14 protein-coding genes are annotated in these 15,796 nt (G+C 66.6%); 5 read left to right on the top strand and 9 right to left on the bottom strand.

What is annotated here, in order from left to right; genetic code table 11:
- Positions 1-10: 10 nt before the first annotated feature.
- Together AC1DB8_RS15045 and AC1DB8_RS15040 are read right to left on the bottom strand one after the other, a co-directional pair.
- Entirely contained in the window at positions 11-886 is an 876-nt protein-coding gene (locus AC1DB8_RS15045) for a glycosyltransferase family 2 protein (RefSeq protein WP_476893470.1), read from the bottom strand.
- 155 nt (positions 887-1,041) lie between these two features.
- Positions 1,042-1,980 carry a hypothetical protein gene (locus tag AC1DB8_RS15040; protein WP_441419125.1) on the bottom strand — a complete coding sequence of 313 codons (939 nt, stop codon included), beginning with the start codon at positions 1,978-1,980 and terminating at the stop codon, positions 1,042-1,044.
- 154 nt (positions 1,981-2,134) lie between these two features.
- Between AC1DB8_RS15040 and AC1DB8_RS15035 the strand changes: the two genes are divergently transcribed.
- Both AC1DB8_RS15035 and AC1DB8_RS15030 read left to right on the top strand, forming a co-directional pair.
- Positions 2,135-2,680 carry a peptidylprolyl isomerase gene (locus tag AC1DB8_RS15035; protein WP_441419124.1) on the top strand — a complete coding sequence of 182 codons (546 nt, stop codon included), beginning with the start codon at positions 2,135-2,137 and terminating at the stop codon, positions 2,678-2,680.
- Positions 2,681-2,688: 8 nt separating this feature from the next.
- Positions 2,689-3,582: a rhomboid family intramembrane serine protease gene (locus AC1DB8_RS15030; RefSeq protein WP_441419123.1), complete on the top strand. Its 894-nt coding sequence runs from the start codon at positions 2,689-2,691 to the stop codon at positions 3,580-3,582.
- Between the two features lie 1,003 nt (positions 3,583-4,585).
- On the opposite strand, the gene AC1DB8_RS15025 is transcribed toward AC1DB8_RS15030, so the two are convergent.
- The gene (locus AC1DB8_RS15025) at positions 4,586-5,191 is read right to left on the bottom strand and encodes a DNA-3-methyladenine glycosylase I (RefSeq protein WP_441419122.1); all 606 of its coding nucleotides are present in this window, start codon (positions 5,189-5,191) and stop codon (positions 4,586-4,588) included.
- A 129-nt stretch (positions 5,192-5,320) separates the two neighbouring features.
- The gene (locus tag AC1DB8_RS15020; protein ID WP_441419121.1) at positions 5,321-5,575 is read right to left on the bottom strand and encodes a cell division protein CrgA; all 255 of its coding nucleotides are present in this window, start codon (positions 5,573-5,575) and stop codon (positions 5,321-5,323) included.
- A 180-nt stretch (positions 5,576-5,755) separates the two neighbouring features.
- Between AC1DB8_RS15020 and AC1DB8_RS15015 the strand changes: the two genes are divergently transcribed.
- Genes AC1DB8_RS15015 through AC1DB8_RS15005 form a run of 3 tightly spaced genes read left to right on the top strand, consistent with a single transcriptional unit; the run spans position 5,756 to position 7,383 of the window.
- Positions 5,756-6,571, top strand: a complete 816-nt coding sequence (locus AC1DB8_RS15015; protein WP_441419180.1) for a class E sortase — start codon at positions 5,756-5,758, stop codon at positions 6,569-6,571.
- Between the two features lie 3 nt (positions 6,572-6,574).
- Positions 6,575-6,745, top strand: coding sequence for a hypothetical protein (locus tag AC1DB8_RS15010; RefSeq protein WP_441419120.1), 171 nt, complete (start codon positions 6,575-6,577; stop codon positions 6,743-6,745).
- A complete protein-coding gene (locus AC1DB8_RS15005; protein ID WP_441419119.1) occupies positions 6,742-7,383 on the top strand; it encodes an anthranilate synthase component II in 642 nt (213 codons plus the stop codon). Before AC1DB8_RS15010 ends, AC1DB8_RS15005 begins: the two co-directional genes overlap by 4 nt.
- A 13-nt stretch (positions 7,384-7,396) precedes the next feature.
- Here AC1DB8_RS15005 and pknB read toward each other — a convergent pair whose 3' ends face one another.
- Genes pknB through AC1DB8_RS14980 form a run of 5 tightly spaced genes read right to left on the bottom strand, consistent with a single transcriptional unit; the run spans position 7,397 to position 15,796 of the window.
- Positions 7,397-9,382, bottom strand: a complete 1,986-nt coding sequence (pknB, locus tag AC1DB8_RS15000; RefSeq protein ID WP_441419118.1) for a Stk1 family PASTA domain-containing Ser/Thr kinase — start codon at positions 9,380-9,382, stop codon at positions 7,397-7,399.
- 6 nt (positions 9,383-9,388) lie between these two features.
- Positions 9,389-11,212, bottom strand: coding sequence for a protein kinase domain-containing protein (locus tag AC1DB8_RS14995; protein ID WP_441419117.1), 1,824 nt, complete (start codon positions 11,210-11,212; stop codon positions 9,389-9,391).
- The gene (locus AC1DB8_RS14990) at positions 11,209-12,666 is read right to left on the bottom strand and encodes a peptidoglycan D,D-transpeptidase FtsI family protein (RefSeq protein ID WP_476893469.1); all 1,458 of its coding nucleotides are present in this window, start codon (positions 12,664-12,666) and stop codon (positions 11,209-11,211) included. The genes AC1DB8_RS14995 and AC1DB8_RS14990 overlap by 4 nt, the downstream gene beginning before the upstream one ends.
- Positions 12,663-14,120, bottom strand: a complete 1,458-nt coding sequence (locus tag AC1DB8_RS14985) for an FtsW/RodA/SpoVE family cell cycle protein (protein WP_476893468.1) — start codon at positions 14,118-14,120, stop codon at positions 12,663-12,665. The genes AC1DB8_RS14990 and AC1DB8_RS14985 overlap by 4 nt, the downstream gene beginning before the upstream one ends.
- Positions 14,117-15,796 (bottom strand): PP2C family protein-serine/threonine phosphatase, encoded by a 1,680-nt coding sequence (locus tag AC1DB8_RS14980; protein ID WP_476893467.1) that lies wholly within the window; start codon positions 15,794-15,796, stop codon positions 14,117-14,119. Before AC1DB8_RS14980 ends, AC1DB8_RS14985 begins: the two co-directional genes overlap by 4 nt.

The following is a 15,796-nucleotide window of genomic DNA, read 5'->3' as shown; positions in this document are numbered from 1 at the left end:
CTTACGGGCCCTACTGGCCGCCGCGGCGGGCCGGCTGGGCCGTGTTGACGGTGTGGATGGCGCGCAGCAGCTTCGCCGGGAAGTACACCGAGAAGAAGACCACCATGGGCGCTTTCAGAGCCATTTTCTTGACGTTGTGCGCCTTGTAGGTGCGGTCGAAGCGTGTGACGTAGTAACGGTAGTCGCGGGGCGAATCCTCGAGCCGGCGCGCTGACATCCCGGACACCATCTGCGGCCAGTACTGGATCCGCAGCTCGTGGTCGGCAAGGTGAAGGGAGAGATCGATGTCCTCATGCATCTCATCCTTCTCATCGCGGCAGGTCTCCAGCCGAATGGTCTCCCACGCGGAACGGCGCAGGGCCATGTTGGAGCCGAAGAGGAAGTGGTACTGGTGTTTGGCCAGCTTGAGCATGAGCTGGCGCATCTTGTCGTCGGCCTTAAGGCCGAAGCGTCGCATTGGCATGTCGTAGTAGACAACGGGCCCGGTGGCGGCATGCACTGACGCGTCCGCGAAGGCCTGCTGGACCTGTTCCACCCAGTCCGGTTCCAGCACCGAGTCGGCGTCGATCCTGCCCAGGACATCCCCGCTGGCGTGGTCCAGGCCGAAGTTCCGGGTCGGGATGAGGCCCTGGACTGTGTCCTGGCTGAGCAGGATGATCGGGCTCTCCGGGTACTCCAGCTGCATCTGGCGGACGATCTCCGCGGTGCGGTCCTTAGACATGTTGTCCACCACGATGATCTCGTGCGCCGGGACGGACTGGTAGACGGCGGCAATCAGGCACTGCCGGATGACGCTTTCCTCGTTGTACGCCGGAATAACGATGGAGACAGCCGGGGGCTGCTCAGCATCGTGTGGGGCATCCACAGAGGGTTCATCGGGTGACATCCCCCCAAATTTAGCACCTGCACCGTTCTTGCGGCCTGTTGACGGGCATCCCGGGCGGCTAAAGGCAAACCAAAAGGAGGGACCCCGCCGGCAGCGGAACCCCTCCTTGAAGTGCAGTCCTCAGGCTGCCGGCTGGTTCACCGGCAGCCCAGGAGCTACTTGGTCTTGTCGTCGCCGTTCAGGCTCGCTGCGATATTGCGAACCGCGGTCTTGGCGTCGGTCGCAACCTTCGCGGAGGAATCCCCCGACTTGGCTGCAGCGGCGTCAGCGGCATCCGCCGAAGCCTCGGCCGCCTTGTCGGCTGCGGCAACCGTCGCGTCGGCGGCGTCGCTGACGCTTTCCTTCACGGTCTCCTTGACGTCGCTGACCGTAGTGGCCGGAACTGGGGCCGGAGTCACGGGCGTGACCGGGGCCGGCGTCTTCCACGGGTCCTCGATCGGCTTGGATGCCTTCCAGGCGGCGACGCCGGCGGCCACGGCCGCGGCGATGACGCCGAAGATAAGGAAGCCGCGGTGCTTGGGCTTCTGCGGCTTGCCAAGCTCACCGGTGACGGCACGGCTGGCTTCGGCGGCGGCGGCCTTGATCTGCTGGCCGGCGGACTGCGCCTGCCCCTGGATGTTGTGGACAACACCGGAGTCAACCAGCCGCTGTGCCACAGCGTCCACGTGTGCCGGTGCGCCTTCCAGGGTGCGGTGCACGGCGTCGGAGGCGTGGCCGATCTGGTCCGAAAGCTTGGGCAGGTATTCGACGACGACGCGGTCACGGGCGTTGGCGATCACCGGGGTGGCCTTGTCCAGGGCATCGTGCAGCCGGGGGGTGGCGCTTTCGACGGCATCGTGGATCTTCGGCGCCAACTGGGCCAGCCCGTCCTGAATGCGGGGGGTCACAGTGGCGACGCCGTCGGCCAGGTTGTGGGCCGCCGACTTGAGGCCCTCCTGGATCTTGGGAGAAGCGGTGTCCAGGCCCTGCTGCAGACGCGGAACAGCCCAGTCGACTGCTGCTTCGACCCGCGGGCCTGCCCAGTCCTTGGCGTTTTCTACTGCGGTGCTGACTGACTGCTCCAGCTCACGGGCAATACGATCCGTTTTCTTCACAACTACCTCCCGATTAATGTGACGGTTCTGCAGTTAGCCTACGTGTCCGGGACCCCACCGGCTATTCTCAGGCCCGATTTCGGCTGGATTTCACCCAGCGCGGAACTGACTCTGCGGCCCTGTGCGCGAACCCCTGCCGTGGAAGAATAGGGCCATGACTGCCATCGCAACCGCAAAAGCAACCATTCACACGAGCCTGGGCGACATCGTCGTCAACCTCTTCGGTAACCACGCGCCCAAGACCGTCAAGAACTTCGTCGGCCTGGCCACCGGTGAGCAGGCCTGGACCCACCCGGAAACCGGTGAGGACAAGACCGGCACGCCGCTCTACAACGGCACCATCTTCCACCGCATCATCAAGGACTTCATGATCCAGGCCGGCGACCCGCTGGGCCGTGGCGTCGGCGGGCCGGGCTACAAGTTCGACGACGAAATCCACCCGGAGCTGACCTTCAACGAGCCCTACAAGCTGGCCATGGCCAACGCGGGCATCCAGATGGGCCGCGGCACGAACGGATCCCAGTTCTTCATCACCACCATCCCGACCGGCTGGCTGCAGGGCAAGCACAGCATCTTCGGCGAGGTCGCGGACGATGAGTCCAAGAAGGTCGTCGACGCCATCGAAGGTGTCCGCACGGGCATGGGCGACCGCCCGGTCGAGGACGTCGTCATCAACAGCATTGACGTAGAACAGCTCTAGCCCACGCCATGAGCTACGGAATTCCGGCGGCAGAGCCGTCCGCGCAGATTCCGGTGTGCCCCCGGCACCCGGACCGGCCCGCCTACGTGCGGTGCCAGCGGTGCGGGCGCCCTGCGTGCCCCGACTGCCAGCGGGCGGCCGCCGTCGGATTCCAGTGTGTTGACTGTGTCAACGAAACCAAACGTACGACGCCGACGGCCCGCTCGGTCTACGGCGGCGCCGCCGCCCTGGGGAAGCCGCTGGCCACCTTAGGGATCATCGCAGCCTGCGTCCTCGTCTACGTGCTGCAGTGGATAGTTCCCAACGACGGGATCTACCAGAACTTCGCCTTCGCCACGGTCTACGCCAACCCCGCCTACGGCGCCTTCGAACCTTGGCGGATGCTGACCTCGGCCTTCCTTCACTCGCAAGGCTTCATCCTCCACATCGTGCTCAACATGTACATGCTGTGGATGTTCGGCCAGGCGCTGGAACCCCTCCTCGGGCGTGTCCGCTTCCTGGCGCTCTATCTCTTGTCAGCCGTTGGCGGATCCGTAGGCTATCTGCTGCTGACACCGGCCTACGCACCGGGCCAGGCCCTCACCGGCGTTGTCGGTGCCTCCGGCGCCATCTTCGGCCTTTTCGGCGCCATGCTGGTGGTCCAGCGCCACCGCGGCGGCGACACCAGGCAACTATGGGTCCTGATCGCCATCAACGGCGTCATTGGCTTTGTCATCCCCCAGATCGCCTGGCAGGCCCACCTTGGCGGCCTCATCACTGGAGCGCTGAGCGCCGCGGTGATCGCCTACGTTCCGCGGGGCCGTCGCCAAGGGCTCCTTCAGGCCGCCGGACTTGCCGTGGTGCTGTGCCTGCTCGTCGCAGCCACCGCCCTGCACGCCGCGGCCACCTCGCTGCCGGCCTAGGCGACCCGCTCTGCGCTAGGGCCGTGGGTTTCCGCTACGGTTCCGGACGGAGGCGCCCCGGGTCCGGGATGCGCCGGTCCAAAACCGCCGCGCTTTTCCGTAAGCACTGCCCCCGTATGTTACGCGCCATCTCCGGCGTGAAACTTTTCCACAGGGGTTATCCACATTGTTGGTAACTTACATGCCTGTAGTTCAACCGACGATGCCGGATCTGACCGCCACAGCTGGCAAATCCCGCGCAGCCCACCCGCCACTCTCCACACCTGTGGATAACTTGCTGGGGACCGCCTGTGGTTAAGTGGACAACCTCCGGCCGGACCCAGCGCGCCCGGGGACTCTCCGCGCGGACCCGCCACAACCGTCAGCCCAGGCGGACCCGTCTCCCCCGGCCAGCCCCTGCTCCAGCCGCTGCTGCCGCCGTCAGCCGCCAGGGCCGGAAACACCCTTCCAGGCCCTCCCAGTCCTGCACGCCAGGGGAGCCTAAGCGACTGCGATCGCGGGAGGGGTCCTATTTATCTGATTTATAGGCCGTTATTCACAGGGTTGTTCACATTGTTAATAACTTGATCCTCTGAGTTTCGCCGTGGAAAACGCGCCATTCCGGGCTTTTCCGGGGCTGCCGGGCGACGGCCAGCGGCCACTTATCCCCAGCTGTGGATAAGTTGTGGGTAGCGGCCTGTTATTAAGTGGACAAGTATCCCAAGGCACACCCGATGCAACCCGGTGCACAGAGTGGAGAGCTGGGCGACGGCGCAACCGGCCTGGCAATGGGTCGAAGGCGGCCACACTCGGCTCCGACTGCGGTTATCCACAGACCGTCCACAGTGTTAATAACTTACAGGTCTGTGATTCAGCGGAGGGACCGGGTCTCTATCCCCTGATTTGGGTGCGCGGGCGGGCCAGCGCGGACCGTTTTCCCCGGGCCGCGATCCGCCCGGGGTATCAACAGGCTGTGGATAACTTTGGGCTGCTTGTGCACAGCTGTGGACCCGGTGGGCTGCGACTAGCGGAGCCAGACGCCCGAGGTGCCGCGCCGGTGGCTGTCGAGCAGATGGGTGTCGACCATCCCGATGGCCTCCATCAGGGCGTACATCGTGGTGGGGCCGACAAACACGAAGCCGCGCTTGCGCAGGGCCTTGGACAACGCGACCGACTCCGGGGAGCTCGTGGGAATCTCTGTCAGGGCCGTCGGCTCCGGGGTGCTGTCAGGCTGGAAGCCCCAGACGAAGTCCACCAGCCCCCCGTCGTCCCTGAGGTCCACAGTGGCCTGGGCATTGGTGATCGTTGCCCGGATCTTGAGCCGGTTGCGGACAATGCCGGCGTCCTGCAGCAGGCGCTCGACGTCGTCCTCGGTAAAGGCGGCCACTGTCTCAGGGTGGAAGTCGGCGAACGCGGCGCGGAAGGCGGGGCGCTTGCGGAGGATCGTCGCCCAGGACAGGCCGGCCTGGAACGCCTCGAGGCTGATCCGTTCGTAGAGCCCCTGTTCGTCCCGGACCGGGAGCCCCCACTCGCTGTCGTAGTAGTCGCGCAGGAGCGGGTCTGTGGCTGCCCAGGCCGGCCGGGTCAATCCATCGTCGCCGATGATGCAGCCACTGACGTCGGGGGTCATCTGGAATCCTTTGCTGGAGAGTTTGCCTTCCAGCATTATCGCCCGACCAGCCGACGCTAACGGCGCGGGCTTAACGCAGCAGGCCGGCACACTCTGTGTGCCGGCCTGCTGCGAAGGGGAATGCGGGGTTCAGGAACGCCAACGCGTGGTCATCAGGAAGCCGACGATGGCGATGCCGAATCCGGCGACGATGTTCCACGACGCCCACTCCCTGACCGGGAGGGTGCCTTCGCTGATGTAGAAGGTGATGATCCACAGCAGTCCGATGATCATCAGGCCGAACATCACCGGCTTGAACCAGACGGGGTTGGGCTTATAGGCCTGCGTCGCAGAAGTCTGCTGCGCGACGCTGGCAGTCCTCTTTCGCGGCTTCGACTCGGGCACGGGTCCTCCTTGGCGGGCTGGATGAGGAGCGGGTGCCTCGGCTTGATATCCTGCAAGAAAAGGAACAGCCGGCGGTCAACGCGCTCTTGGTGGAGTTTGAAATCCTAATCGCAGCCAATTCTAGCTGTAGTTAAGGCCACACTCCGCCCGCTGCGAACGCCCAGAGGAGAGGCCACGGTGCTGCAGGAGAAGGCGGAATCCCTGGCCGCGCCTGCGCGGGGCGGCGGCGAAGTTCCGCGGAGCGCGGTGTCCCGCGCCCTTCAAGTTGCCGGGGAGTTGCTCCTGACGGCAGGGGTGGTCCTGCTGCTGTTTGTCGCCTGGCAGCTTTGGTGGACCAACCTCGACGCCGATGCCCGGCAACGCGAGGTCGTCAAGGATTTCGCGCGGGAGCTAAACGGACCGGGCGCCCCCCGGCCCAGTGGCGCGAGCACCGGCGTGGACGGTTCGGCCGGCCCTGCCTCCGCCGGCCCGGGTCCAGCCCCTGTCGCTTCCGAGCCGGCAGCCGGCACTACGATCGGCGTCGTTTACGTGCCGCGCTTCGGCGCCGGGTACACGCGGCCCGTCGTGCAGGGAACCACGCCCGAGGTACTGGACTCGCTGGGGCTCGGACACTACGACGGCACCGCGATGCCCGGCGCGGCGGGAAACTTTGCGCTGGCGGGGCACCGGCAGACCCATGGAGCTGTCCTGGACAATATCGACTCCTTGGTCCCGGGCGACAGGATCTACGTGCAGACCCGGGAGGGCTACTACGTCTACCGGTTCCGCAACAGCGAGATCGTTCTGCCTTCCGCCACGGACGTCCTGCTGCCTGTCCCGGCGCAGCCCTCGGCCAAACCGACGGAAAGCTACCTCACCATGACCAGCTGCAACCCGCGCTTCGGTTCGCAGGAGCGGATCATCGCCTATTCCCTGCTGGAGCGCTGGCAGCCCGCTTCCGCGGGGCCACCGGCCGAAATAGCAGCCCAGGTGGCCCGCACCCTCGGGGAGGGTTAGACGATGTACGGATGGATCTTCCGCGGGCTTCCCGGACCGCTATGGCTGCGTATCGTCACATCGCTGGTGTTGCTGGCCGGCGTGCTGGTATTGATGGTTCAGTTCCTTTTTCCCTGGATGGCGCAATTCAGCCCGTTCACTGATTCGACGATTGGCTTAGCAAGGCACCCATGAGCACAACCAAAATCTTGGTCGTAGACAACTACGACAGCTTTGTCTACACCCTGGTCGGCTACCTCCAGGAGCTCGGCGCGGAGACAACCGTGGTCCGCAACGACGACGTGACGCTTGCCGAGGCGATCGAGATGGCCGAAGCCCGCGACGGCGTCCTGGTCTCGCCCGGACCCGGTGCGCCGGCCGACGCAGGTGTCTGCATCGAGCTGATCAAGTGGTGCGGCAGCCACAACAAGCCCATGCTGGGCGTCTGCCTCGGACACCAGGCGCTGGCGGAGGCCTACGGCGGGCGCGTTACGCACGCCCCCGAACTGATGCACGGCAAGACCTCGCTCGTCGAACACCACGGGACCAGCGTCTTCAGCGGCCTGCCGTCGCCGTTCACGGCGACGCGGTATCACTCCCTCGCCGCCGTGCGGGAAAGCATCCCGGAGATCCTGGAGATCACCGCTGAGACGGCCACCGGCGTCGTGATGGGACTGCAGCACCGCGCGGCACCGCTCTGCGGCGTCCAGTTCCACCCCGAGTCGGTGCTCACCGAGGGCGGCTACCTGATGCTCGGGAACTGGCTTGAGTCACTGGGCATGGCGGGGGCCGCGGCGCGGGCCGCGGCCCTGAGCCCGCTCATCCAGCACTGAACCCGGCGCGCTGCTAGGCGCCGGGCCCCAGCAGCTTGCCGACGCCTTCCGTGACGTCCGTCTGGGTCGGCGAAGGTGTGGGCGAAGGGGTCGGCGTCGGCGGGGGCGGAGGCGGCGGGGCCTTTGCCACGGTTACGGTAATCGCCTTGCCCTGCTCGACGGCGGCTTGCGCGGCGTCGCTTTGCGCCGTCACCTTGCCCGGCTGGACCTGCGTGTTTTCGACTTCCTTGATGATGGCGAGGAGGCCGACTTTCTTCAGTGCAGCCTGCGCCTCCGCCTTCGGAAGGCCGATGAGCTGCGGCACCGCAACCTTGCCGGTGGACACGATGAGTTCCACCGTGCTGTCCACGGCCACGGTCTGCGCCGGCGCCGGGTTGGTCGTGATGACGATGCCCGCCGGCACATTGGGGCTGTTGTCCAGGGTGGTTTTCGGGGCACCGGTCAGCCCTATCCGGCGCAGCTCGTCCCGGGCATCCGCCTCGGTCCGGCCCGGCAGGTCCGCGGGGATGGTGATCACACTGGGGCCCTCGGAGATATTGAGGGTGATCTCGGAATTGCTTTCCAGCGAGCTCCCGGCCGTGGGCACGGTGCCGACGGCGATGCCCTTGGGGACGGTCTCGTGCTGGATGCGCTTCAACTGGGGCTTGAGCCCGGCGTTGTAGAGCCTTTGCAGCGCCTCGGATTCGGTCAGCGACGTCACCGCGGGGACGTCCACCTTGGCTATGGGCGCAGGCCGCTGGTTGACCATGTTGTAGAGCCACAGGCCGCCTCCGGCCAATACCAGCAGCGTGAAGATCAGCAGCGTCGCCGTCCACATCCGGCGGCGGGACTTTTGCCGGGGGGTGGGTTCGCGTTCGGCCGGAAGGCTCAGCTCGAGACTGTCGGTGTCGGGGTGACCGTGCGGGGCCGAGCCGGACTGGGCGAGTGCCTCGTCCTCCGCGGCGGTCTGTTGCGGCGTGATGCGGCCGGAAGGGACGTCATCGAGGAACTTGGCCCCGGTCAAGGCGAAGGCGGCCGTGGGCGGCGCCTGCTCCGTGCCCGCGACCGTGTTGTTCGGGTCTGTCGGCGCCTCACTGGCCGGCAGGGCCGCCACGGCGACGCCGCTGCGGGCCGCCCGGAGCGCGCGCCGGAATGCAGCCGCGTCCTGGAACCGGTCGGCCCGGTTCTTTTGCAGGGCTTTGGCCAGCACGCTGTCCAGCGCCGCGGAAACCTCAGGGTTCAGGCTGCTGGCCGGTTCCGGAATCTCACGCACATGCTGGTAAGCGACCGAGACCGGGCTGTCGCCGACGAACGGCGGGCGTCCGGTCAGCATCTCGTAGAGCAGGCAACCGGCCGAGTACAGGTCGCTGCGCGCGTCGACTGTTTCGCCGCGTGCCTGTTCGGGAGAGAGGTACTGGGCCGTTCCCACCACGGCCTGCGTCTGCGTCATGGTCGCAGAGGAGTCGGCCATGGCGCGGGCAATCCCGAAGTCCATCACCTTCACGCTGTTCGAATCCGGGCAGAACATGACGTTGGCCGGTTTGATGTCGCGGTGCACGATCCCGGCCTTGTGGCTGTAATCGAGGGCGGCCAAAACCCCCAGCGAGAAGTCTATGGCCTGGTCGATCGTGACTTCCTTGGCCCTGATCAGGTCGCGGATGGTCTTGCCCGAGACGTACTCCATCACGATGTACGGCACCCGCACGGTGTCGTCGTGGCCACCGGGGACGGCATGGTCCCCGGTGTCGAAGACGGCGACGATGGAAGGGTGGTTCAGCGCCGCGACGGCCTGGGCCTCACGCTTGAACCGGGCCTGGAACTGCGGGTCCCGCGCCAGGTCCGGGCGGAGCAGCTTGATGGCCACGGTTCGTCCCAGCCGGGTATCAATCCCGCGGAACACGTCTGCCATCCCGCCGCGGCCAATCAGCTCACCCAGCTCATAGCGCCCGCTGAGGACGCGCTGGGCCGACGCCGGGCTGCTGTCCTCCCGGTGCGATGGAGTGCGGGGTGAAGTGGACACGGGCGCCTACTTGGTGGTGCTGACGCTCGGCGAGGGAGAGTCCGAGACGGGCGCCGGCGCGGTGGCAAGGTGATAGGTGACCACGGAACCGGCGGGGACCTTCTCGCCTGATCCCGGCTCGGAACTGACAAAGGTGCCCTCCTGCTGCGTTCCGTCGCCTTCGACCGGAGCACCCTTCTGCCAGCGCAGCCCGGCCCCCTCGATCGCGCGCTGGACGGCTGCCTCGCTGGCCCCCGTTTCCAGCGTCGGAACGGTAACCTTCTCCGGTCCCTTGGAGTAGCTCACCGTGATGGTTTCACCCGGCTGTACGGGGCCGGAGGGATCGATGTCGATCACCGTGTCGGGGGCGGAGGGGTCCGCGATGGGGTTGCCCTTGACCTGAAGGCCCAGGCCGTTCAGCTCCGCCCGGACATCGTTATAGGGGCGGCCCTTGTATGCATCCGGAATCAGGTTGATGGCGGCCGGCGTCGACTCGGTTGGCGTGGCCGAGCTGCTGGAGGGGCTGGGGCTCGGGCTCTTGGACGTCGGCGCGGCGCTTGTCGTACTGGCCTTGGCGCTGGAGCTGGTGGCGGCCGGGGACGAGGGGAACAGGATCCCGGCCTGCGACAGGACCACTCCCACCAAGGCAAACAGAACGAGCAGGATCAGGGCGATCAGCGGCCAGGTCCAGGGGCTGCGGCCTTTCCGCCGTGGCTCTTCCTCTTCCGGTTCGTAGCCGTCATAGTCCTCTTCCTCAGGTATCCAGCTGCGTTCCGCGGCCAGCGCATCCGCGCGGGACAGGGCACTGCGTGCGCCGTGTCCGCTTGCCGCGGCGGCCCCGGCCGCCAGCCCGGCTGCGGCACCCGCGCCGGCGGCGCCGATCACCGGCAGCGCCGACGTCGACTTGTCCTCAGCCGCGCTGGCGCCGATGACACCCGTCGCTGCGGTGGGGACGTTCACCGGTGCGGTAATGGGGCCGGTGGCTGCTTCGAAGAGGAGCATGCCCGGAACGGCCGCGTGCGCGGCCGCGATGTCGCCGTTGCGGATGGCATCGGACGCTTCGGCGAGCTTGATCGCATCGGCCGGGCGATTCTTGGGGTCCTTGGCCAGCATCGACATCAGGAGCGCGCGGACCGGCCTGGGCAGGCTGTCCGGCAATGGCGGCGGGGCGTCGTTGACCTGGGCCAGCGCAATCGCAATCTGGGATTCGCCGGAGAACGGACGGTGCCCCGTGAGGCATTCGTAGCCGATCACGCCGAGCGAGTAGATGTCGGAGGCGCCGGTCGCGGTCTGCCCGGTGGCCTGTTCCGGGGCGAGGTACTGGGCCGTGCCCATCACCTGGCCCGTCTGCGTCAGCGGAACCTGGTCGGCCAGCCGCGCGATGCCGAAGTCGGTGACCTTGACCCGGCCGTCCGGGGTGATGAGCAGGTTGCCTGGCTTGATGTCCCGGTGCACCAGGCCCTGGGCGTGGGCGACGGACAAGGCCCGTGCCGTCTGGGAGATCATCGACAGGGTGCGGTCCGGTGAGAGCACCTGCTCATGCTCGATGATGCTGCTGAGCGGCTGTCCGGGAACGAGTTCCATGACGAGATAGGCGGAGCCTTCTTCCTCGCCGTAGTCAAAAACGTTGGCGATGCCCACGTGGTTCAGCAGGGCGGTGTGCCGCGCTTCGGCCCGGAAACGCTGGAGGAAACCCGGGTCGCCGGTGTATTCCTCCTTGAGGACCTTGATCGCGACGATCCGGCCAAGGATCAGGTCCTTGGCCTTCCAGACTTCTCCCATGCCGCCGATCGCAATGCGTGTGGTCAGCTGGAATCTGCCGCCGAGGGTGATTCCCGATGTAGGCCTCACTTATTCAACACCGCCTCAAAAATCTTCTTCGCGTTCGGACTGGTTAGATTTGCGCCGGTGGTGATGTCCACGCCCTGCATGACAATCGTGACGGCCACTTGCGGGTCATTCGCCGGGGCGAACCCGGTAAACCATGAATTGTTCAGGCCCGTGCCGAGCTCGGCCGTGCCGGTCTTGCCTGCCACCTCGACGCCGGGCACCGCGGCGCCGCGGGCGATGCCTTCGCTGACGACGCTGGTCATCCATTCGCTGATCTGGCGGGCGATTTCCGGGCTCGTGGAGGTCCGGAGTGCCTCGGGCTTGGGCTCGTTGAGAATCCGCAGATCGGGGGACCGCAGGGCCTTGATCAGGTTGGGCTTCATCTGAACGCCGCCGTTCGCGATGGCCGCGGTCATCATGTTGATCTGCAGCGGCGTGGCACGGACATCCCGCTGGCCGATGGCCGACTGCGCCAGCCCGGCGTCGTCCAGCGGCTCGCTCGGGAAAGTGCTCTTTGCCATCTGGAGCTTCAGCTGGTCGCCGAAGTCCTGCCCGAAGCCGAACTTGCTGGCTTGTTCTTCGATCGCCTTCTGGCCCAGGTCGATAGCGATGCTGGCGAACGGGGTGTTGCAGGACTGCTGGAGGGCGAACGCGAACGAGGCGGTGTTCCGGGTGTAGCAGTTGCCGCCGGCGTAGTTCGGCAGCTTGTACTGGATCCCCGGGAACGGCATCTCGGCCGGGTTGGGCAGCACGCTGTCCTTGTTGTACTTGCCGGAACCCAGGGCCGCCGCCGTGTCGATGATCTTGAAAACGGACCCCGGAGCCAGCAGCGCGCCGGTGGGACCGCTCACTGACTGGTTCAGGTTGATGCCCGGGATCTTGTTCAGCTTGGTGATGTTCGCCGCTTCGGCGTCGGAATCCTGGGTGGCCACCAGATTGGGGTCATACGAGGGCTTGGACACCATGGCCAGGATCGCACCGGTCTTCGGGTTGGACACCACGATCGATCCGCGCTGGCCCTCGGGGATCAGGTCATAGGCAAGCTTCTGGATTTTCGGATCCAGGGTCAGCTCGACTGAGGCGCCCTTGGGCTGGTTGCCGAGGAACAGCTGGCCGACCCGGTCCAGGAACAACTGGTCCGAGCTGCCGGCGAGCTGTTCGTTCATGGCCAGTTCCATGCCCGTCAGGCCGTAGTTCTTCGAAAAATAGCCGGTGATGCCGGCGTAGAGCTCCGGCTGCGCGTAGCTGCGCTGGAACTGGCAGCTCTCGCTGCCCGCCACGGACTGCGCCACCGGCTTGCCGCCGACGATGATGGCACCGCGGTCGTTGCAGTAGTTCTGCAGCAAGGTGCGCTTGTTCCACGCGTTGGCTTTGAGTTCATCGGCGCCCACCACCTGGACATAGCTGAGCGCACCGAAGATCAGCGCGAACATCGCGATCGCGGCGATCCAGGAGTTGCGAATGGCCTGGTTCACGGGAGTTTCACCGCCTCGGTGGGAGCGTCTGGACTGGTGCTGGTGCCGCGGGCCGGTGCCGTGGCAGGCTTCGGCGGCATGGCCGGAGTCTCATTCTGCAGCCCAGGATCCTGGCCCGGCGGGAGGGGCGTGGTGTCCACCGGCCCGCGTGCGGTGTGCGAGATCATCAGCAGCAGGCCAACGATGATCCAGTTCGCCAGCAGGGAGGAGCCGCCGGCCGCCAGGAAAGGCGTCGTCAGGCCGGTCAGCGGGATCAGGCGCGTGACGCCGCCGATCACCACGAAGCACTGCAGGGCGATGGCGAAGGACAATCCGGTGGCGAGCAGTTTGCCGAACGCGTCCCGGGTTCCGAGCGCGGCGCGGAAACCGCGGGTGAAGAGCAGCAGATACATCAGCACGATCGCAAAGACGCCGATCAGCCCGAGTTCCTCGCCGAAGGAGGCGACGATCATGTCGCTGTTGGCGAACGGGACGAGGTTGGGGCGGCCCTGGCCGAGGCCGGTGCCGACGAGGCCGCCGTTGGCCATGCCGAAGAGGCCTTCGACGATCTGCCGGCTGCCGCCGAATTCCCGCCCGTAGACCTCCTCGGTGAACGCATTGAGCCAGCCGTCGATCCGCAGTGCCACGTGCGAGAAGACCTTGGACGCCACGAAGCCGCCGGCCACCATCAGGACGACGCCGATGATCACCCAGCTGATCCTGCTGGTGGCGACGTAGATCATCACCAGGAACAGGCCGAAGAACAGGATCGAGGTGCCGAGGTCGCGCTGGAAGATCAGCACGCCAATGCTGACCAGCCAGGCGGTGATCATGGGGCCCATGTCCTTGAACCGGGGGAACTGAAGGGGCCCGATCTTGCGTCCGGCCAGCAGGATGAGGTCCCGGTTGGAGGAAAGGTAGCCGGCGAAGAAGATGGCGAGGGTGATCTTCGCGATTTCGCCGGGCTGGAAGGTCATTGACCCGAGTTTGATCCAGACACTCGCGCCCAGGACCTCGCCGGCGGAGATCCCCGGGACCAGCGGCAGGATCAGCAGCACCGCGCTGACCGCGAGGGAAATGTACGTGAAGCGGCGCAGGATCCGGTGGTCCTTCAGGAACCAGATGACGGCGATGGCCACGGCCATCGCCACTAGGGTCCAGCGCAGCTGGTTGTTGCCGGTGTCTTCCCCGACGCGGTCGAGGCGGTGGATCATTGCCAGGCCAAGGCCGTTAAGCGCGACGACCAGGGGAAGTATTACCGGATCGGCATATTTTGCGCGGATGCGGAGCACCAGATGGAAGGCCAGCGCCGCGGCCGTGAGCAGGCCGGACTGGAACCAGAAATCGGTGTCGAAGGCCTTCTGCCGGTCGACGCCGACGAGGGCGTTGGCACCGATCCCCACCGCGAGGGCAAGGACCAGCAGCACCAGCTCGGCGTTGCGGCGCGGCTTGGGCGTGGGATCGATCGGCGTCATTTGCCCCCCTCGCAGTAACTCGGCGACGGCGAGGGCGTCGGGGTCGGGGAAGCCGATTTGGAACGGGCGGCCGCGCCGGATGTGGCCCGCCCGGTCGCGCTGGCGCTCGGCGTGGGGGAGGGGGTCAGGCACTCGTCGGCCGGCGCCGTCGTGCCGGTGCGCTCAAGGTTCTTGACGATCCGTTGCGCGTCGTAGAGGTCCCGCGCGGGAACGGTCTGGCGTACACGCTGCTGCGAGAACTCTGGCAGGTCAGACATCCGGATATCGGTCACCGTCTCGAGGGTGGAAAGCGGAATGGGGCCCAAGCGCTGGGAAACCCCGTTGAAAATGGCAACTCGCTGATCGTGCTCCCCGATGTAGTACCGGGTCTGCGTCCAGGCGTAGCCAAGCCAGAGGCCGATACCCAGCACGGCCACGATCGCCGCGGCGATGGAGATTGTCAGCCAGCGCCGGCGCCTGACCGGCGGTTTGTACTCGTCGGCGTCTTCCCTGTCCGGCTCCGCCTTGTGCGTCAACACCGTTGCGGCCCGGCGGGCCACCGTGCGGCCAGCGATGGAGGGGATGGAGCCGGAGGCCGCGGCGGAGGCCGCCGCGCCGACGAGTTCATGCGGACGGGTTGAGAGTTCCTCACGCAGGACTTCGGCGGACAGGTGCTCGCCGAGATGCGGATCGGTGGAGGGCTCTGGCTCCTTGGCCGGGCCGGCGGCCTCCTCCGGGGTTTTGTCTGATCTGCCGGCCGAGTTGTCGTCTTTGGCGCTCTCGGAAGCCTTGCCGGCATAGGTGCTGCCGGCACTGCCGGCCGGTGGTGCGGCCGGCGGTGCGGTCTTCGATGCCAGTGCTGTCGCGGCGACAATTGCCGGGACGACCTGGACGGCGGCGGTGTTCACGTCGTCGGGCGTCTGTTCCGCGATGTCCACCATGACGACCGTCACGTTGTCCGGGGAGCCGGCCTCCAGGGTGAGGTCTACAAGCTTTTCGGCGCACTCACGCAGGCTCTTGGTCTCCCGGACCGTGCGCTCAACGACGTGGCCGGCAACGTAGTTCAGCCCGTCGGAGCAGAGCAGCCAGCGTTCCCCGGGTTCGACGTCGAGGACGTCCAGATCGAGTTCCGGGCTGGCGTCGACGTCGCCGAGGACACGCATGAGCACGTTCTTGTGCGGGTGCGTTTCGGCCTCTTCGGGGCGCAGCCGGCCCTCGTCGATGAGCCGCTGGACGAAGGTGTGGTCCACGCTGACCTGCTCGAACTTGCCGTTGCGCAGCCGGTAGGCGCGCGAATCGCCGATGTGCGCGAAGTGGAGCTTGCCTCCGGCCAGCAGCAGCGCGGTCACGGTGGTCCCCATGCCGGCGAGTTTCGGGTTCATGTGGACCAGCTCGGAGAGGAGCGAGTTGGCGGTCTGGATCTCGTCAGCCAGGACGGTGTCGGCCTCGCCGGCCTCCGCGTCGTAGTCATCGCGGTCCAAATGGATCATGTCCAGGACGGTGGCGGCGGATGCTACGTCACCGCCGGCGTGCCCGCCCATGCCGTCCGCGACGACGGCGAGGTGGCGGCCGACGTAGGCGGAGTCATCGTTTTTCGCGCGCACGCGGCCGACGTCGGAGCGCGCGGCGTAGCGCATGATGAGCGGCCGCTTCGGGGCAGTTGCTGCCTTGTCTGCGGGGGATTCGGGGGCAGCCAT

The organism is Arthrobacter sp. 10N410 (genome assembly GCF_056394945.1).
This window is presented reverse-complemented; position numbering and strand designations above follow the sequence as displayed.